The 17,968-nt window shown below is 74.4% G+C and carries 13 protein-coding genes; 7 read left to right on the top strand and 6 right to left on the bottom strand.

Features of this window, described 5'->3' with window-relative positions; all coding sequences use genetic code 11:
- Nucleotides 1–4: 4 nt before the first annotated feature.
- Nucleotides 5–1,117 (top strand): hypothetical protein, encoded by a 1,113-nt coding sequence (locus ABD345_RS16355; RefSeq protein WP_344552864.1) that lies wholly within the window; start codon nt 5–7, stop codon nt 1,115–1,117.
- Nucleotides 1,118–1,342: 225 nt separating this feature from the next.
- Nucleotides 1,343–2,812: an alkaline phosphatase PhoX gene (locus tag ABD345_RS16350; RefSeq protein WP_344552863.1), complete on the top strand. Its 1,470-nt coding sequence runs from the start codon at nt 1,343–1,345 to the stop codon at nt 2,810–2,812.
- Between the two features lie 76 nt (nt 2,813–2,888).
- On the opposite strand, the gene ABD345_RS16345 is transcribed toward ABD345_RS16350, so the two are convergent.
- On the bottom strand, nt 2,889–4,499 hold the full coding sequence (locus tag ABD345_RS16345; protein ID WP_344552861.1) for a PucR family transcriptional regulator: 1,611 nt from the start codon (nt 4,497–4,499) through the stop codon (nt 2,889–2,891).
- A 240-nt stretch (nt 4,500–4,739) separates the two neighbouring features.
- Between ABD345_RS16345 and pruA the strand changes: the two genes are divergently transcribed.
- Entirely contained in the window at nt 4,740–6,368 is a 1,629-nt protein-coding gene (gene pruA, locus ABD345_RS16340) for an L-glutamate gamma-semialdehyde dehydrogenase (protein WP_344552860.1), read from the top strand.
- Between the two features lie 88 nt (nt 6,369–6,456).
- Nucleotides 6,457–7,386 (top strand): proline dehydrogenase family protein, encoded by a 930-nt coding sequence (locus tag ABD345_RS16335; RefSeq protein ID WP_344552859.1) that lies wholly within the window; start codon nt 6,457–6,459, stop codon nt 7,384–7,386.
- Nucleotides 7,387–7,456: 70 nt separating this feature from the next.
- On the opposite strand, the gene ABD345_RS16330 is transcribed toward ABD345_RS16335, so the two are convergent.
- The gene (locus tag ABD345_RS16330; protein WP_344552858.1) at nt 7,457–8,380 is read right to left on the bottom strand and encodes an NmrA family NAD(P)-binding protein; all 924 of its coding nucleotides are present in this window, start codon (nt 8,378–8,380) and stop codon (nt 7,457–7,459) included.
- Nucleotides 8,381–8,486: 106 nt separating this feature from the next.
- On the opposite strand from ABD345_RS16330, the gene ABD345_RS16325 reads away from it, so the two are divergent.
- Complete coding sequence (locus ABD345_RS16325; protein WP_344552857.1) at nt 8,487–9,074, top strand: TetR/AcrR family transcriptional regulator; 588 nt, start codon at nt 8,487–8,489, stop codon at nt 9,072–9,074.
- A gap of 185 nt (nt 9,075–9,259) precedes the next feature.
- Here ABD345_RS16325 and ABD345_RS16320 read toward each other — a convergent pair whose 3' ends face one another.
- Both ABD345_RS16320 and ABD345_RS16315 read right to left on the bottom strand, forming a co-directional pair.
- Complete coding sequence (locus ABD345_RS16320; protein WP_344552856.1) at nt 9,260–10,171, bottom strand: barstar family protein; 912 nt, start codon at nt 10,169–10,171, stop codon at nt 9,260–9,262.
- Nucleotide 10,172: 1 nt separating this feature from the next.
- On the bottom strand, nt 10,173–11,399 hold the full coding sequence (locus ABD345_RS16315; RefSeq protein ID WP_344552965.1) for a TerD family protein: 1,227 nt from the start codon (nt 11,397–11,399) through the stop codon (nt 10,173–10,175).
- A gap of 138 nt (nt 11,400–11,537) precedes the next feature.
- Here ABD345_RS16315 and pepN point away from each other — a divergent pair, with 138 nt between their 5' ends.
- A complete protein-coding gene (gene pepN, locus ABD345_RS16310; protein ID WP_344552855.1) occupies nt 11,538–14,030 on the top strand; it encodes an aminopeptidase N in 2,493 nt (830 codons plus the stop codon).
- Between the two features lie 262 nt (nt 14,031–14,292).
- On the opposite strand, the gene ABD345_RS16305 is transcribed toward pepN, so the two are convergent.
- Complete coding sequence (locus ABD345_RS16305) at nt 14,293–15,324, bottom strand: hypothetical protein (RefSeq protein ID WP_344552853.1); 1,032 nt, start codon at nt 15,322–15,324, stop codon at nt 14,293–14,295.
- Between the two features lie 304 nt (nt 15,325–15,628).
- Here ABD345_RS16305 and ABD345_RS16300 point away from each other — a divergent pair, with 304 nt between their 5' ends.
- Nucleotides 15,629–16,129: an SsgA family sporulation/cell division regulator gene (locus ABD345_RS16300; protein ID WP_344552852.1), complete on the top strand. Its 501-nt coding sequence runs from the start codon at nt 15,629–15,631 to the stop codon at nt 16,127–16,129.
- Here ABD345_RS16300 and ABD345_RS16295 read toward each other — a convergent pair.
- Nucleotides 16,048–17,361: a GAF domain-containing protein gene (locus tag ABD345_RS16295; protein WP_344552851.1), complete on the bottom strand. Its 1,314-nt coding sequence runs from the start codon at nt 17,359–17,361 to the stop codon at nt 16,048–16,050. The two genes, ABD345_RS16300 and ABD345_RS16295, sit on opposite strands and share 82 nt — an antisense overlap.
- Nucleotides 17,362–17,968 lie beyond the last annotated feature (607 nt).

The following is a 17,968-nucleotide window of genomic DNA, read 5'->3' as shown; positions in this document are numbered from 1 at the left end:
AGGGATGAAGTGGCAGCGCACGGACGGGGCCCGGGACCTCGAAACGGTGTACTCGGACCAGGAGGCGTCCGGCCGGGAGGTGCTGGCGGGCGCGGGGTTCCCGGTCTTCGGGTGGGTGCACGCGGCGGGCGGGGTGCCCGGGTGGGACGTGCTCGCCTCGTACGAGGTCCGCGACGGCGAACTGGAGTCGGTGGAGACCCGGTCGGGTGACTGGAGCTCGTCGCAGGGCCCGTACGTCACGGTGCGCACGCACCGGGCCGGGGCCGAGTTCTCCGGTCCGCTGCCCGACCTGGAGGACGTGGTGGAGGAGGAGCGCGACCGGGTCTACGAGCACCTGGGCGTGGACGAGGGCGACGCCGCCGGCCGGGTCCGGGCGCTGCGCGAGTGGATCACCGTGGACGGCGAGCCGCACGCGGTGCAGGTCCACGAGGACTCGCGGGCGGGCACCGGCCACGGCACGGTGTGGGCGGGCCGGTTCCGGGTGGCCGGGACGACGGTGACGGTCACCGGGCGCGGCGTCCTGCCGGGGTCGGTGGAACTGCGCCGGATCTCCGACTTCGAGCGGTACGTCGTCGGCCGGACCGCGATGCTGCGGCAGGTCGCCGCGCTGCAGGCGGGCCGCCGGGGCGCCGAACCGGAGCCGGAACCCGCCGAACTGGGCCTGCGCGCCCACCACGAACTGGTGGCGCAGGCCATCGCCCGCTCGGTGGCGGTGGTCGCCCGGCTGCGGGCCGGGCGCTCGGCCCGGCTGCCGCGCCACCTGCGCGGCGAGGACCGGCAGGTGCGCTGGGAGACGGTGGTGCGGCAGCAGATGCGGCTGGCCTCGGAGACCCGCGAGGAGGCGGACGAGGCGGTCACCTCGATGGTCAACCACCTGAGCCGGCTGGCCCACCACGCGGACTGGGTGAGCGGCACCGCGGAGGGCGCGGCGGCGGTGGAGGAGGTCGTCCGGTTCACGGCGTTCGCCAGCGAGGTGCCGAGCCTGCCCGCGCAGCGGGCGTGGGAGCGGCTGTGGGCGGGCGGCACGCCCGAACTGCCCTCGGGGACCGAGGACGCCTGGCTGACCGCCTGGGAGCAGTGGCGGGTCGAGCGGACCGAGCACCGACTGCGCCGGTAGGGCGCACCGGCCGCGCCGGTAGGGCGGGCGGCGGGGTCGCGCCGGCGGGGCCGGGGCGGTGGGACGGGGGCGGTGGGCTCGGCGTTTCGGTAAAGGTGCGGTCATCGGAGTTCCTATGGTCGGTAAATCGGCACGCTGACGCTGCATCGGATTCACGCGCGGTTCACGTGCGGCCCGGAATCTGTCGGTCACCGAAGCTCACCCTCTCCTCCAGGAGTGACCACCATGTCGCTGTCCCGCCGGGACTTCGTGAACCGTTCGACCGTGCTCGGGGCGGGTGTCCTGATCGCCGGCAGTGCCGAGGTGCTGGCCACCGCGCCGGGCGCGATCGCCGCCCCCGCGGGCGGTGACGCCGCCGTCGCCAAGGGCGGCCACACCGCGGTCGGCTACGGCGAGCTGGTCTCCGACCCGAAGGGCCTGCTGGCACTGCCGAAGGGCTTCTCGTACGAGGTCGTCACGCACTCCGGCAAGACCACCCTGGTCACCGGCGAGACCACCCCCAGCAACCACGACGGCACCGCCGCGTTCGAGGGCCGCCACGGCGCGACCCTGCTGGTCAACAACCACGAGCTGGCCGGACCGCGGGCCAACTGGGCGCACCCGGTGCCGCTGCTGGAGGGCCACGTCTACGACCCGGCCGCGGCCGGCGGCTGCACCGTCGTCGAGGTCTCCGGCCACGGCAACGGCAAGGGCCACGGGCACGGCGGGCGCCAGGTCCGCGAGTGGGTCGGCATCGCCGGCACCGCCACCAACTGCGCCGGTGGCGCCACCCCGTGGGGCACCTGGCTGACCTGCGAGGAGACCGAGGACAAGGCCGGCACCAACGGCTTCACCAAGGACCACGGCTACGTCTTCGAGGTCGACCCGCACGACCAGGACGCCAACCGGAACCCGCAGCCGATCAAGGCGTTCGGCCGGTTCGCGCACGAGGCCGTCGTCATCGACGAGAAGCGCGGCCACGCCTACCTGACCGAGGACGCGTCCAAGCCCAACGGCCTGCTCTACCGCTGGACCCCGCCGGCCGGCTTCAAGCACGGCAAGGGCAGGCTGCGCACCCTGGCCGCCGACGCGGGCGGCTTCGAGGCGCTGAAGGCGTTCGACTCCCAGGGCAAGCTGGTCGACGACCTGTCCCGGGCCACCAAGCCCGGCACCACGTACGGCGCCGACTGGGTCAAGGTCCAGGACCGCGACGCCCGCACCACCTCGATCCGCAAGCAGTTCAAGGACGGCGAGATCACCCGGGCCCGCAAGCTCGAAGGCATGTGGTGGGGCGACAACGGCATCTACTTCGTCTCCTCGTTCGCCCGCGAGGAGTCGCCGCTGCAGCACGACGGCCAGGTCTGGTTCTACAACCCCGTCCGGCGCACGCTGACCCTGAAGGTCATCCTCGGCGTCAACAACGACGTCTGGGCCGACCAGGGCAACTTCGACGGCCCCGACAACATCACCGTCTCGCCCCACGGCGGCCTGATCATCGCCGAGGACGGCAACGGCCTGCAGCACCTGTTCGGCACCACCACCGACGGCCGGACGTACGCGCTGGCGCGCAACGAGCTCAACAACGGGACCGCCGAGGCGCCGGAGTACAGCGAGTTCACCGGCGTGACCTTCTCGCACGACGGGCGGACGCTGTTCGCGAACATCCAGGAGCCGGGCATCATGCTGGCGATCACGGGTCCCTGGCACCGGATGTGACGCCGCGTTGAACGGACGGTCCGCCCGGGGAGGGTCCTGCTCCCCGTGGGCGGACCTTGCCGTCGGGGAGCGGGGCTCAGTCGGGGAGCCTGAGTTGGAGCATGGCCAGCAGGCGTTGCCGGGGCTGGGCCAGGTCGAGGCCGGTGAGTTGCTCCGCCCTCCGGACGCGGTAGCGCAGGGTGTTGGGGTGGATGTGCAGGGCGTCCGCGGCGGTGCGGACCTCGCCGAGGGCGTCCAGGTAGGCCAGGACGGACTCGGCGAGGCGGGTGTGGTGGCGGGCGTCGTAGGCGGTGAGGGCGGTGAGCCGGGGGTCGCGGAGCTCGGGGCGGTCCTGGAGCAGGGCGAGCACCTCGGAGACCAGCACCTCGGCCTGCACGTCCTGGAGCGCGGCGACGTCCGGGACGACCCCGCCGCGGCCCATCGCGTCGAGGATCCGGTCGGCCTGGGCGCGGGAGGCGGGGACGTCCGCCAGGCCGGGGACGGTCGGGCCGATCGCGGCCCGCAGCGGGATGGAGAGGTGGTCGCGGGCCGCGTCCACGGTCTCCTGCGTCCAGTCGCGCAGGGTGCCGGGCGGCAGGTTCGGCGGCAGTTCGGGGAGCAGGACGTAGACCCGGGAGTCGACCGGGGCGAGCAGGGCGCCGCGGTGCCGGGCGGCGGTGTGCACCGAGATCAGGCCGGTCACCTCGTCCCGGGAGAGCTCGGCGTCCCGGCCGTCGGTGGCGGCCGGGGCGTAGGCCAGCACGGTGGCCGGGCGGCGCAGGTCCAGGCCGAGGTGGGTGGCCAGTGACTGCGGGCCGGTGGAGCCCTCCAGCAGGCCGGTCAGCAGGGTCTGGGTGAGCCGGGTGTCGGCCGACAACTCCCTTCTCCGGCGCACCAGTTGAGCGGCCGCGACCCGGGCGGCGCCGACCAGCGCCTGTTCGGCCGTCCCGGCCAGCGGACGCGAACCCTCCTGCACCCAGATCGTCCCGAGCGGCTGCGCGCCGGAGCGGATAGCGATGGCCAGCCGGCGGCGGATCCCCAGCTCCGGGTGGGCGGCGATCTCGATCGCCCCCTCCGAGCCGCGCAGGTGCGAGAAGACGCCCCACTCGCGGAGCTTGGCCAGGTACGGCTCCGGGCCCTGCCGGCCCAGGATGGACAGCCGGCGCAGGTCGTCCACCTCGTCGGTCTCCGAGGTGCGCGAGTAGGCCAGCACCCGGCTGGAGGTGTCCTCGATCGAGACGATGCCGCCGGTGAGCACGGCCACCGTCTGGGCCAGCGAGAACAGGTCGCCGCTGGCGGGCCCGCCGGGCCCGGGGCCGTCGGCGCCGTCGGGGTCCTCCGCGCCGGACAGCAGGGTGCGGGCCAGCGAGTCGAGGTGTTCCCAGCGGGTCTCCCGGCGCACCGACAGCAGCGCCACGCCCGCCTCGGTGGCGGCCTCGCGCAGCGCGTCCGCCTGCCCCGGGCCGTCCAGCTTCACCGCGACGGCGGCGGCCCGGGCCCGTCCGGCGGCGCGCAGCGCGGGCAGCGCGGCCCGGCCGCGGGCGCCGATGGCCAGCACGAGTTCGCCCGGCGCGGCGGTCGGCGGGTCCTCCGGGTCGAGGATCGACACGTGCCGCACCGGGACGTCCAGCCCGGCGGGCGCGGCCTGGAGCTCCACCAGGGGTTCGCCGAGCGACATCAGCAGTTGGCGCAGCGGGAGGCCGGTCATCGGGGCCCTCCGTGGGGCGTTCGTGCGGACGGACAAGATCTGGGAGCCGAGTTTAGCCAGCCGGACAGGAAACGGTCGCCGTGACCGGGGCGTGACGCTGTTCGTCCGGGCGGACAACGGCGAGCGGGGGAATTTGGCGGTGCGGCCAACACAAGTGGGCAGGAGCGGGGAATAGCGTTTCTTCATGGCCGGTGTGCGACCCCCACCGGCCCCCATGACGAGAAGGAGAGCGTGCGCGCCATGGATGCTGTGACCCAGGTCCCCGCGCCGGTGAACGAGCCGGTCCACAGCTACGCCCCCGGCAGCCCCGAACGGGCCCGGCTGGAGGACAAGCTGAAGGAGCTGGGCGGCCAGGGGCCGATCCAGCTCACCATGACGATCAACGGGGAGCACCGTCTCGGCGGTGGCTCCGAGATCCACGTCGTGCAGCCGCACAACCACGCTGCCCGACTCGGCACGCTGCGCAACGCGACCCAGGACGACGCGCGCGAAGCCATCGACACCGCGCTGGCCGCCGCGCCGGCCTGGCAGGCGCTCTCCTTCGACTCCCGCGCCGCGATCTTCCTGCGCGCCGCGGACCTGCTGGCCGGGCCGTGGCGGGAGACCCTCGCCGCGGCCACCATGCTCGGCCAGTCGAAGACCGCCCAGCAGGCGGAGATCGACACCCCCTGCGAGCTGGTCGACTTCCTGCGCTTCAACGTGCACTTCGCCCGGCAGATCCTCGCCGAGCAGCCGGTCTCCTCGGACGGCGTGTGGAACCGCACCGACCACCGCCCGCTGGAGGGCTTCGTCTACGCGATCACCCCGTTCAACTTCACCGCGATCGCCGGCAACCTGCCGACCGCGCCCGCGCTGATGGGCAACGTGGTGATCTGGAAGCCGTCCCCCACCCAGCAGTTCGCCGCGCACTACCTGATGCAGCTGCTGGAGGCCGCCGGCCTGCCCAAGGGCGTCATCAACATGGTCACCGGTGACGGCCTGGCCGTCTCCGAGGTCGCGCTCAAGCACCCCGCGCTGGCCGGCATCCACTTCACCGGCTCCACCGCCACCTTCCAGCACCTGTGGCGCACCGTCGGCGAGAACATCGCCGGCTACCGCACCTACCCGCGGATCGTCGGCGAGACCGGCGGCAAGGACTTCCTGGTCGCCCACCCGTCCGCCGACCCGGCCGTGCTGAAGACCGCGATGACCCGCGGCGCCTTCGAGTTCCAGGGCCAGAAGTGCTCGGCGCTGTCCCGCGCCTACGTCCCGGCCTCGCTCTGGGCCGAGATCAAGGACGACTTCCGCGACGAGGTCGAGTGGCTCACCATGGGCGACGTCAGCGACCTCGCCAACTTCATGGGCGCCGTCATCGACGAGCGCTCCTTCGCCAAGAACAAGGCCGCGATCGACCGCGCCAAGGCCGACCCGCAGGTCGAGGTGCTGGCCGGCGGCACGTACGACGACTCGGTCGGCTACTTCGTCCGCCCGACCGTGCTGGTCTGCCAGGACCCGGCCGCCGAGTACTTCCGCGACGAGTACTTCGGCCCGATCCTCGCCGTGCACGTCTACGCCGACGAGGACTACGACGCGATGCTCGCCCAGATGGAGTCGGTCTCCGCGTACGGCCTGACCGGCTCGATCATCGCCCAGGACCGCGAGGCCGTCGAGCACGCGATGCGCGTCCTGCGCAACGCGGCCGGCAACTTCTACATCAACGACAAGCCGACCGGCGCCGTCGTCGGCCAGCAGCCCTTCGGCGGCGGCCGGGCCTCCGGCACCAACGACAAGGCCGGCGCCAAGCAGAACCTGACGCGCTGGACGTCCACCCGCTCCATCAAGGAGACGTTCGTCCCGCCGACGGACTACCGCTACCCGCACATGGGCTGACCAGGCCCCCTCGACGGCCGGCCACCACCCCCGGCCGGCCGTCCCCCGCTCTTCTCCACCAGCTGATCCGCTTCGCCGGGAGTCCACGATGCTCCGTTCCGCCCTCCTCGCCGCCTCGCGCTCCCCGCAGGTGCGCACCATGGTCGAGAAGTTCCCGCCCACCCACGCGATCGTCGAGCGCTTCGTCGCCGGCGACCGGCTCGACCAGGGCGTGGCCGCCACCGAGAAGCTGGTCGCCAGCAGCCGCAAGGTCACCCTCGACCACCTCGGCGAGGACACCAAGGACGCCGAGCAGGCCGCCGGCACCGCCCTCGCCTACGAGCACCTGCTCACCGCGCTCGAGGAGACCGGCCTCGCCGCCGACGCCGAGGTCTCCGTCAAGCTCTCCGCGGTCGGCCAGTTCCTCCCGGTGGACGGCGAGAAGATCGCCCTGGAGAACGCCCGCCGGATCTGCGAAGCGGCCGCCGCCGCCGGCACCACGGTGACCCTCGACATGGAGGACCACACCACCACCGACTCCACCCTGGCCATCGCCCGCGAACTGCGCGCCGACTTCCCCTGGCTCGGCGTCGTCCTCCAGGCGTACCTGCGCCGCACCGAGGCCGACTGCCGCGACCTCGCCCACGAGGGCTCCCGGGTGCGCATCTGCAAGGGCGCCTACAAGGAGCCCGAGTCGGTCGCCTTCCAGGGCAAGCGGGACGTCGACCTCGCGTACGTCCGCGCGCTCAAGGTCCTGATGGCCGGCGAGGGCTACCCCATGGTGGCCTCGCACGACCCCAACATGATCAAGATCGCCGGCCAGCTCGCCGAGTGGAACAAGCGCGACGCCACCTCCTTCGAGTACCAGATGCTCTACGGCATCCGCCCCGAGGAGCAGCTCCGCCTCGCCGAGGCCGGCAACACCATGCGGGTCTACCTCCCCTACGGCCAGGAGTGGTACGGCTACTTCATGCGCCGCCTCGCGGAGCGCCCCGCCAACCTGACCTTCTTCCTGCGCGCGATGGCCACCCGGGGCTGAGCCGCCGTCCGCTGTCGCCCGAGGGCCCGTGGCTTCGCGCCGCGGGCCCCCGGCCGTACCGTGGCGCGGCTCAGGCGGCGGGCCGCAGGTGTTCGCGCGCCCACTGCTCGAAGCCGGTCAGGTCGATGCCCAGCGCGCGGGCGAACCGCGGGCGGGCCGGCTGGCCGAACGCCTCCATGAACGCGTGGGTGGCGCCCATGTCGCCCATCCCGGCGGCGCGGGCCTGCTCCTCGGTCATGTCCGGGGCCGTCAGCGGGACGCCCGTGGCGCGGGAGAGGACCTCGGCGATCTCGGTCATGGTCAGGTAGTCGCCGGCGAGTTCCAGCTCCACCCGGTGGAACTCGGCGGGGGCGGACACGGCGGCCGCCACGGCCCGGCCCACGTCCTGCGCCGCCACGAGCGCGAGGTGCGTGCCCGGTTTGACGACGGTGACCAGGCCCCCCTCGACGCCGCGGGGGAAGTAGAACCGCATGGACGGCTCGAAGTTCTCCATGAAGAACGACGGCTTGAGCAACGTCCAGTAGGGGAAGTCGAGTTCGCGCAGCCGGTCCTGGATCGCGGCCTTCGTGCCGAGCGGGGCCTCCAGCGCCGCCCACCGTCCTTCGCTCCAGCCCGGGGCCTCGACGTGCTGTCCGACGCCGCTGGTGGAGGACTGGACGAACTGCTCCACGCCGGCGGCCCGCGCGGCCGTCATCAGGTTGTCGGCCTGGTCGACCTCGCCGGCGAAGTCGAACCCCTGCCCGGTGTACGCGGGCATCTGCACGGAGAAGACCGCCCGCACGCCGTCCACCGCGGCGGTGAGGGTCGCGGGTTCGGTGAGATCGCCCACGGACAGGACGGCGCCGAGCCCTTCGACGGCCCGTGCGCGCGGCGCGTCCGGGTCGCGCACCAGGGCGCGCACCGGTATCCCCCGTGCGAGCAGGGCGCGGGCGACGGCGCCGCCCTGGCGGCCGGTGGCGCCGGTGACGAGAACCGGCATGGCGGCGGTGGTCATGTGTCCATCTCCTGGGCCAGTCGTGCACACTGAAAACGGCGGGGCCCGCCGTTTTGCGTTCGCTACGATACGGCGGGGCCCGCCACTAATCAACGTTGGAGAGACCATGACCGGCCAGCGCTCGGACGCCCGCCGCAACCGCGCGCACATCCTGGCCGTGGCCGAGGCCGAGGTGGCGGCCCAGGGGGCCCAGGCGTCCCTGGAACGGATCGCCCGCGTCGCGGGCGTCGGATCGGCCACCGTGAGGCGCCACTTTCCCACCCGCCGGGCCCTGCTCGAAGCCGTCTTCAAGCAGCGCGTCCACGACCTGTGCGAGCGCGCGCACGCGCTCCGCGACGAGCTCGACAGCCGCGCCGCGCTGGTGGAATGGCTGCGCGAACTGCTCGCCTACTCACTCGCCGCCCGCGGCCTGGCGGACGTCCTCTCCTACCAGCCCCTCCAGGAGCAGTCGCTCCAGGACGAGGCCGACCAGGACTCCTGCGCGCCGGCCATCGGCGCGGCCGGTGCCCTGCTGCTGCGCAAGGCCGTCGACGACCGGACCGTCCGGCCGGACCTCACCGTCGACGACCTGCTCGTCCTGATCGTCGGAATCGCCCTGGCCACCGAGCACTACAGCGACCCGGCGCCGCAGGCGGACCGCGCCTTCCGGCTCGCCGTCGCGGGCTTCGGCGTCGACGTCCCCACCGGCGCCTGAGCCCGCGCGGCCGACGTTCCGGATCGGCTCGCTGCTCGATGGGGGCGCAGTGGCGGGCACGGGGAACGCTAGCGGGAAGTGGGGGGGTGCTGTGGTGGAAAAGCGCGCAGCAGGACGGACCTTCGATGGGCTCCGGCCCTCGGCGGCTCGGCCCCGCCGTTCCCCGGGCCCCTGATGGTGCTTGTTCAGGTGTCGGTGCGGCCGATGAGGAACTGGACGTGGGTGGGGCGGTTCTGGGTGAGGGCGGGGTCGGCGAGGGTTTCGGCGAGTGAGGTGAACTCGTCGTGGAGGAAGCGGAGTTCGCCGGTGGTGAGGGTGGTCAGGTCGGTGAAGGTGATCAGGGGGGTGCGGTCGGGGGCCTCGTGCAGGCCGCCGGAGAGGGAGTCGTCCAGGGCGTCCCAGCTCCGGACGTGGCCGTGCAGCGGCGGATCGAGGGGGAGGGTGCGGCTGATGGCGTCGTAGAGGTCGTCGAGGGAGCTGACGGCGGTGGTGTCGACGTGGTGGTGGCGGGTGGGGGCGCGGGCGGCGAGGAGGCGGGGGAGGTCGTCCGGGGGCGCGTAGGTGACGGGGGTGGGGGCGAAGCGTCCGGCGCGCCAGGCGGGGAAGGTGGAGTGGGGGGCGGTGCGGGAGCCCGAGGTTTCCAGGGCGGTGGCGAACTGGTGGGCGAGGGTGGTCAGTTGGGTGTGCAGCTGGTCGTACGGGTGGTGTTCGGTGCTGGGGGAGGGCGTCCAGTCGGTGCGGGAGGCGCAGTGGACGGTGACCAGGTCGGGGGTGGGGAAGGCGAAGGCCAGGGTGCGTTCCAGGCCCTGGGGGTAGAGGTCCAGGGTGTGCGGGGTGCGGTCGTGGAAGGCGGTCAGCAACTGGTCGAGCTCTTCCAGGAACGCGGAGAGGTCGTAGGAGACGTCGAAGTGCCAGGGCGCGCCGAAGCCGCCCGCCTCGGCGGTCGCGTCGGTGGCGGCGAGGTCGGCGCAGCCGATCAGCGCGAGGGTGGGGTAGTCGTACGGCGGTTCGTCGAGCGGGTCGAGTGCCTCCGGCGCGGCCGGGGCGGTGGGCGGCCGGAGGCGGACGTGGAAGCGGTGGCGGTCGTCCGGGGGCACGTCAGAGCATCGCGGCAGCGGGCTTGACCATGCTGCGGGCGGTCTTGGCGTTGACGTACTCGCCGAGGGCGGTCATCACCCACTCGCCGGAGAACTGGCGGACGAGCTTGCACATGGCGACGCCGGTGTGCGGCTCGGACTGGGCCAGGTCGAAGCGGACGAGTTCCTGGTCGGTGGCGGTGTCGACCAGGCGGCAGTAGGCGTTCTTGATGTCGGTGAACTTCTGCCCGGAGAAGGAGTTCACCACGAAGACCAGGCCGCAGACCTCGGGGGGCAGGCCGGCCAGGTGGACGGTGATCGCCTCGTCGTCGCCGCCGCCCTTGCCGGTGAGGTTGTCGCCGGAGTGGGCGATCGCGCCGTTGAAGATGGAGAGCTTCATGAACCAGGCGGTGTCGATCTTCTCGCGCTGGGCGTCGAAGGCGATCACGGACGCGTCGAGGTCGATGCTGCGGCCGTGGCCGGCGGGCTCCCAGCCCAGGCCCATCCGGACCGAGGAGAGGAACGGCTTCCCGCCCTTCTCCAGCGAGACCGAGCCGCCCTTGACCAGGTTGACCCGGCCCTTGTCGAGGGTGATCTTCCCGACGGCGGGCGAGCCGGACGGCATGGGGGGCGGGGTGCCGGGCGCCTGGGGCGGCGGCGTCGCGGCACCGCGCGGTGCGGTGCCGGGGGCCTGCGGGGCGGCGGGCGGGACGGGCGGGGCCTCCGGGGCGGTGGCCGCGGCGGCCGCCGGGGTGCGCTCCTCGACCGAGACGCCGAAGTCGGTGGCGATGCCGGCCAGCCCGTCGGCGTACCCCTGGCCCACGGCGCGGACCTTCCACTCGGTGCCGCGCCGGTAGACCTCGACGACGACCAGGGCGGTCTCGCGGGACAGCCGGGGCGGGGTGAAGGTGAACAGTTCGCGGCCGGTGTCGGCGTCCCGGAGCGTCGCGGTGGGCTCGGTGCCGGCGAAGGTGGCCCGCTGGTCGTCGAGCGAGGCGGTCACCACGATCCGGGTGATCTCGCCGGGCACGGCCGCGGTGTCCACCGCGATCGCGTCGGGGGAGCCGCCGCCCGCCGGGCGGTGCGTGACGCCGGGGCCCTGCGGGGCGTTGAAGAAGACGAAGTCGGCATCCGAACGGACCTTGCCGGCGGCGGTCAGCAGCAGCCCCGACACGTCCAGCCGCTTGGGTGCGGTGACCTCGATCACGACCCGGGCCGACCCCAGGGGGGCGTTGCCGCCCTGCGCCAGAACAGCCGTCACGTGTTCCTCCTCGAATCGCCGCCTCCACCAGCCTAACCAAACCGCCCCGCCCGCCGGGGTACGCCGCGAGCGAATCGGACGCCCGTCCGCTTGCCCGGCCGGGGCGGCCTCGGCGAGCATGCGGACATGCCAGCACTACAACGCTCCGAAGCAACTGTCCGTGCCCGCCTGCTGGAGGTCGACGGCTACCGCCTCGACCTCGACCTCACCGTCGGCCCGGACCGGTTCGTCAGCACCACCGTGATCCGGTTCCGGTGCGGCGAACCCGGCGCCGACAGCTTCGTCGACGTCGACCCCGCCGTCCTGCGGCGCGCCGTCCTGAACGGGAAGCCGCTGGACCCCGCCGCCCTGGACGGCAACCGGCTCGCGCTGCCCGGCCTGCGCGCGGAGAACGAACTGCTGGTCGAGGCCGAGATGCGCTACTCGCGCACCGGCGAGGGCCTGCACCGCTACACCGACCCGGCCGACGGCGGCGTGTACGTCTACGCCACCTGCGGGCCCGACCTGGCGGCCAAGGTGTTCGCCTGCTTCGACCAGCCCGACCTGAAGGCGCCGATCACGCTGGCCGTCACCGCCCCCGCGGACTGGACCGTGGTCGGCAACGGCGCCAAGGTCCGTGGCGAGGACGGGAGTTGGGAGTTCGCCCCGACCAAGCCGATCTCCACCTACCTGTTCACGGTGGTCGGCGGCCCGCTGCACTCGGTGCACGGCGAGCACGACGGCATCCCGCTCGGCCTGCACGCCCGCCGCTCGCTGGCCGCCGAACTCGACCGCGAGGCGGCCGAGTTGTTCGAGGTGACGGCCGCCTCGCTGGACCGGCTGCACCAACTCTTCGACGAGCGCTACCCGTTCGGCGAGTACCACCAGGCGTTCGTCCCCGAGTTCAACTGGGGCGCGATGGAGAACCCCGGCTGCGTGGTCTTCCGCGACGAGATGCTGTTCCGCTCCCCGGCCACCGACGCCGAGCGGGAGCGCCGCGCCATGGTGGTCTGCCACGAGATGGCCCACATGTGGTTCGGCGACCTGGTCACCATGCGCTGGTGGGACGACCTGTGGCTGAACGAGTCGTTCGCCGAGATGCTCGGCTACCGGATCGCCGCCGAGGCCACCCGCTTCACCGGCACCTGGACCGGCTTCTCCGTCCAGCGCAAGGGCTGGGGCTACGACGCCGACCAGCGCGGCTCCACCCACCCCGTGGCGGGCAACGGCACCCGCTCGGTCGCCGAGGCGATGGTCAACTTCGACGGCATCTCCTACGCCAAGGGCGCCTCCGCGCTGCGCCAGCTCGTCGCCTGGCTCGGCGACGAAGCCTTCTTCGCCGGACTCAACGCCTACTTCGCCGACCACCTCTACGGCAACGCCGAACTCCCGGACTTCCTGGCCGCGTTGAGCGCCAGCAGCGGCCGCGACGTGCCCGGCTGGGCGGACGCCTGGCTGCGCACCAGCGGCGTCGACACGCTGCGCGCCGAGACCGAGCGCGCCGCCGACGGCACCCTGACCGCGCTGACCGTCGTCAACGAGGGCAGCCGCCCGCACCTGATCGAGGTCGGCGGCTACCGGGTCGAGGACGGCCGGCTCGTCCCGGTCGGCCGGGTCCCCGTCGAGCTCGGCCCCGGCCGCCGGGTCGCCGTCCCCGCCCTGGTCGAGGCCGGCGCGACCCTGGTCGTCCCCAACGACGGCGACCTCACCTGGGCCAAGATCCGGCTGGACGCGGACTCCTGGCGGATCGTCGACGAGTCGCTGTCCACCCTCGCGGACGACGTCACCCGGGCCGTCCTGTGGGAGCACGCCCGCGACCTGGTCCGGGACGCCGAACTCGACCCCGCCGGGTACCTCGGCCTGATGGAACGCCACCTGCCCGCCGAGACCTCCGACAGCATCGTCGAGACCGTCCTCACCTTCGCCCGCCTCCACGTGGCCGGCCGCTACCTGCCCGCCGCCCGCCGCGCGGAGGGCCTGGCCGCCGTCAGCCGCACCGCACGCGCCCTGCTGGCCGGCGGTGGCGGCGACGGCATCCGGCTGGTCGCGCTGCGGGCCGCGGTCGAGAGCAGCGGCGGGGAGGACCAACTCGCCGAACTGCGCGGCTGGTTGACGGGCGAGGGAGTGCCGGACGGGCTGACCGTCGGACCGGAACTGCGCTGGGCCGGGCTGACCCGGCTGGCCGCGCTCGGCGAGATCGACGCGGACCGGATCGCGGCCGAAGAGGCCCGGGAGCCGGGCAGCGAAGCCGAGTTCGGCGCGGCCCGGGCGCTGGCCGCCCGCCCCGGGGAAGCGGCCAAGGCCCGCGCCTGGGACCTCCTGTTCACCCCCGACGCGACCTCCAACCGGATCCTGGAGGCCACCGCCCGCGGCTTCTGGGCCTCCGGCGACCCCGACCGGCAGAACGCGTACGCGCTGCGCTTCTTCGAGCGGATCACCGAGGCCGCCGACCGCAGCGACACCGTCACCCGACTGCTCGGCCAGGTCCTCTTCCCGGTCGCCCAGGCCACCCCCGAGGTGGTGGCCGCGGCGGAGGCCGTCCTCGCCGACCCGGTGCTGACGCCCGCGCTGCGGCGGAACCTGGCCGACTCCACGGACGACCTGCGGCGGACGCGGGCGATCCAGGGAACCTTCGGCTGAGAAGGGCGGTAGGGCGTTCAGGGGCCCGGGGAACGGCGAGAGGCGAAATCAGGGGCCCGGGGAACGGCGGGTCGATGCTGCTGACGGCCGGAGCCCGTCGAAGGTTCGTGCTGCTGCGTGTAGTAACCGAACCGGAAGCCGATGCGCGCTCCGGCAGTGCACCGTCAGCAGACCGGGGCTCGCCGTTCCCCGAGCCCCTGGTGGTGCTCTTCCGAGCCCCTGGTGGTGCTCTTCCGAGCCCCTGGTGGTGCTCTTCCCGCCGCTAGAAGGTGCCGCGGGCGGCGAGGGCGCGGGTGGTGGGGAGGGCGAAGGCGGAGGCGGTCCAGGTCTCGGGAGGGGCGGGGGGGGGGGGGGGGAGGGCGCCGGTGACGGAGACGGTGTAGCTGCCGGGGGGCAGCGGGAGATCGGCCGGGGCGGTGAAGCGGTAGACCAGGGTGTCGCGCTCCAGGGCGATGGTGACGACCGCGCCGGGGAGGTCGGTGGCGGGGGCGGTGCCGGGGAGGGTGGTGGGGCGGTTGAGCCGGAGCTCGACCTGGAGGGCCGTCATCGTCTCGTCGAGGTCGAGCCGCAGGGTGTGCCGGGTGCCGGTGGGGCCGAGCGGGTCGGTCCGGGCGGCGCCGCGCAGGGTGCGCGGGAGGGAGGCACCGACGAAGGCGGAGGCGGAGGCGGTGCCGGGGGCCGGGGAGGCCGCGGCCAGCGACATCGGCCGGGTGTGCGGGTCGGCGGTCGGCGACGCCCCGGCCGATGCGGACGCGGACGCGGCGGCCGATGCGGTCGCGGAGGGCGGGGGCGTCGGGGCGGTCGCGGCGGCGGCCGGGGACGTGGACGGGGACAGGGCGGGGGCGGGCGAGGTGGCCGCCGCGGGCCGGACGGGCGGCGCGGACGGGCTGCTCGCGGCCGGATGCGCCTCGTCGCCGGGCGCGTCGGGGCCGTGCGGGCTCCCGGACGGGGTGGGTGCGGCGCCGGCGCCGGTGCCGCCGGCCGTCGCCGGGGCGGCCTGCACGGTGGTGGCCGGGGCGGGTCCGGTGGTGGGCGCGGCCTCGCCGGGCGTGGCGTCGGAGCCGGGCGCGGGCGGCCCGCCGACGGTCACGCCGGCCCGGCGGCCGACTTGCTGTTGCTGCTCGTTGAGCAGCCAGGTGGTGGCCAGGCTGATCCCGACCACCGTGGACATCGCCATCGCCGCACCGGAGAACCGGATGGTGGGCAGCCGCAGCCGCCCGCCGAAGGGCCTGGGGCGGCCGTGCCGTCCCGACCGGCCCGCGGGTACGGGCCTGGAGTGCTCGCGGAGCGCCACCGGGCTCCCCTTCCTGGTACAGGACCGCACGCGACGCCGCACCCCGTGCGCGGCCCGGGCGGGCCCGGACGAACGGGGCGGGAGGGACGAGACTACCAGCGGTCTGACGGACCGCCAGATCCCGGACGAAACCCACCGGCGGAATCGAGTCCCGTGCGGCACCCGCGAGTTGGAGCGCGCCGGTGGCGGCCGGGGCGGCCCGCACCGGCCGCCCCGCGCCCCCGTGCAACCCCCTGCAACCGTTGCGTGCCGCCGCGCGCCGGAGCACGCTGGGGCGGTACCCAGCCGCTCCGGAGAGATCGTCATGCCGTGCGACCCGCTGCCCGCCCCTTCCGACCAGCCGCTCGCCGCCACCCCCACGGGCGGCGAGCGGAGCGGAGCCACCGCGCGCCCCTCGGTGGTGGAGGAGGTGCTGGCGTTGCGGATCGCCCTGGACCAGGACCTGGTCGGTGAGGTGCGCACCCGTTTCCGGTACGCGGCCGCCGCGCCGCACGAGGTGCGCCTGACCTTCCACCTGGGGCGTCCCGACGAAGCGGACTGGGTCTTCTCCCGCGACCTGCTGCGGGACGGCCTGGAGTCGCTCAGCGGCCAGGGCGACGTCAAGCTGTGGCCCGCCCACTGCCCCTGCCACGGCGCGACCCTGCACCTGGCGCTCGGCTCCCCGCACGGCAGCGCCCTGCTGGAAGCCTCCCGGCCGCAGGTGAAAGCCTGGCTGGAACGCACCTACGCCCTGGTGCCGGACGGCAGCGCCGCCGAACTGCTGCCCAGCGACGAGGAGTTGGCCGAACTCCTGGCCGGGGGCTGACCGTCCGGCCGGCCCGGCAGGCGCAGCAGGCCGCGCGCCAGGTCCGCCCGCAGCAGCCGCACGGTCGGCGAGTCCGCGCCGGGCAGCAGGTCGTACGGGTCGTCCGGGCCGAGCACGGTGACCTCGGCGCAGGCCGCCAGCCGGTACGGCCGGGCCTCCAGCAGGGCGCCCAGGTGCCTGCGCAGCCGGGAGAGCTCGGCCCGGACGGTGACGGTGCGGGCCGGGTCGGCGAACAGCGCCTCGGCGAGCCGGGCGGCGCTCAGGCCGTCCCGGTGCAGGGCCAGCAGCAGGAGCAGTTCGGCGTGCCGGGGGCTCGGCGAGTGCGACCAGGCGCCCGCGCTGCCGCGCACCCGCAGTTCGGGCCGGTCCGGTCGGCGCAGGTCCAGTTCCAGGACGGCCGACTCGGCCCGTTCGGCGATCTCGGCCGGGCGCAGCGAGGCCGGACGCACCAGCCAGCCGTCGGCCAGCGGCTCCACCGCGCACTCGCCCAGCGTCGGCACCCAGTGCACGCCGCCGGCGCTCCAGCCGTCCGGCAGCGCGAGCCGGGGCGGCCCCGGCAGGCCCGTCGCGGCGGCCGTCCAGCCCGCGCCGTCCACCACCAGCGCCGGGCCGCCGAACCGGGCCAGCAGCGGCACCGCGACCGTTCGCAGCCGGTGCAGCGCCTCCAGGTGGCCGGCCCGCAGCTCGGTCTCGGCGAGCCGGGCGGCGGTCAGGGTGAGCTGCCGCAGGTACGGGTGGCTGTCGGTGGCCGGGCTGCTCAGGTTGACCACGCCCGCCAGCCGCCCGGTGCGCGGGTCGCGGATCGGGACGGCCACGCAGGTCCAGGTGCGGTGGCTGCGCAGGTAGTGCTCGACGGAGTGCACCGTGCTGGGGCGGGCGGTGCGGGCGGCCAGGCCGATGCCGTTGGTGCCCACCTCGTCCTCCGACCAGACCGCGCCCGGTTCGAAGCCGAGCCGGTCGGCGTTCTGCACCAGCCGGGGCTCGCCGTCCCGCCAGAGGATCCGGGCCTTCGGGTCGGCCATCGCGAGCACCACCGGGGAGGTGTCGCCGGGCGGGAACAGGGTGGAGCGCAGCGCCGGCAGCACCTGCTCCAGGCCGGTGGCCCGGCGCACCTCCACCAGCTCCCCCGGGGACAGCCGGGGGCTCTCCGCGCCGCGCTCCGGGTCCAGCCCGAGACGGCGCAGCCGCGCCCAGGAGTCCCCGATCTCCGGCCGGAGCCCGGTCGGCCCCACCGGCTCGGCCGACCGGACCGGAGCATACCGACCGGCCGGTCGGGCGAGAGGCGGGCCGCCGCCCCCGATCCGCCGCATGCCATCCCCCCGTCTCACGGTCAGGCTGCCAGCGTACGGGGGTTCGACGCGAACACGCCGGGGTGGCAAAAAGAGTGGTCCGGGTTCCGGGGCGTGATGCAGACTGGTCGGTTTCCTGTTTCCCGAGAGGGCGCACCCAGGGGCTCGGGGAACGGCGAGGCCGTGGCTGCTGACGGTGCACTGCCGTGGCGCGCATCAGCTTCGGGTTCTGTTACTACACGCAGCAGCACGGACACTTCGATGGGCTCCGGCCGTCAGCAGCATCGACCCGCCGTTCCCCGGGCCCCTGGTGGTGCATGCTCGTCTGCCGACAGTTCCCCGGTCCCCTGAATGCGTGCTCGTCTGCTGAAGGGCTCTTTCTCAGTGGGTGGGGTCGCCCTGGGCGGTTTCGACGGCCTGGTGGAGGTCGTGGCCGGCTTCGGCGGTGGCGCAGGTGGTGGCGGTGAGGCAGCCGGCCAGGGCGAGGGCGGCGAGGCGGCGCAGGGCGCGGTGCGGGCGGGTGGGGGCGGGGGCGGTGAGCAGGGCGCGG

Source organism: Kitasatospora saccharophila (genome assembly GCF_039529925.1).
Classification (GTDB): domain Bacteria; phylum Actinomycetota; class Actinomycetes; order Streptomycetales; family Streptomycetaceae; genus Kitasatospora; species Kitasatospora saccharophila.
Note: the sequence above shows the minus strand (reverse complement) of the source record. Positions and strands in the feature narration are given on the sequence as shown.

Excerpts from the sequence above, each read along its gene's own strand:
- ABD345_RS16355 (WP_344552864.1), top strand. The coding sequence starts at position 5 with ATGAAGTGGCAGCGCACGGACGGGGCCCGGGACCTCGAAACGGTGTAC.
- ABD345_RS16350 (WP_344552863.1), top strand. The coding sequence starts at position 1,343 with ATGTCGCTGTCCCGCCGGGACTTCGTGAACCGTTCGACCGTGCTCGGG.
- ABD345_RS16345 (WP_344552861.1), bottom strand. The coding sequence starts at position 4,499 with ATGACCGGCCTCCCGCTGCGCCAACTGCTGATGTCGCTCGGCGAACCC.
- pruA (WP_344552860.1), top strand. The coding sequence starts at position 4,740 with ATGGATGCTGTGACCCAGGTCCCCGCGCCGGTGAACGAGCCGGTCCAC.
- ABD345_RS16335 (WP_344552859.1), top strand. The coding sequence starts at position 6,457 with ATGCTCCGTTCCGCCCTCCTCGCCGCCTCGCGCTCCCCGCAGGTGCGC.
- ABD345_RS16330 (WP_344552858.1), bottom strand. The coding sequence starts at position 8,380 with ATGACCACCGCCGCCATGCCGGTTCTCGTCACCGGCGCCACCGGCCGC.
- ABD345_RS16325 (WP_344552857.1), top strand. The coding sequence starts at position 8,487 with ATGACCGGCCAGCGCTCGGACGCCCGCCGCAACCGCGCGCACATCCTG.
- pepN (WP_344552855.1), top strand. The coding sequence starts at position 11,538 with ATGCCAGCACTACAACGCTCCGAAGCAACTGTCCGTGCCCGCCTGCTG.
- ABD345_RS16300 (WP_344552852.1), top strand. The coding sequence starts at position 15,629 with ATGCCGTGCGACCCGCTGCCCGCCCCTTCCGACCAGCCGCTCGCCGCC.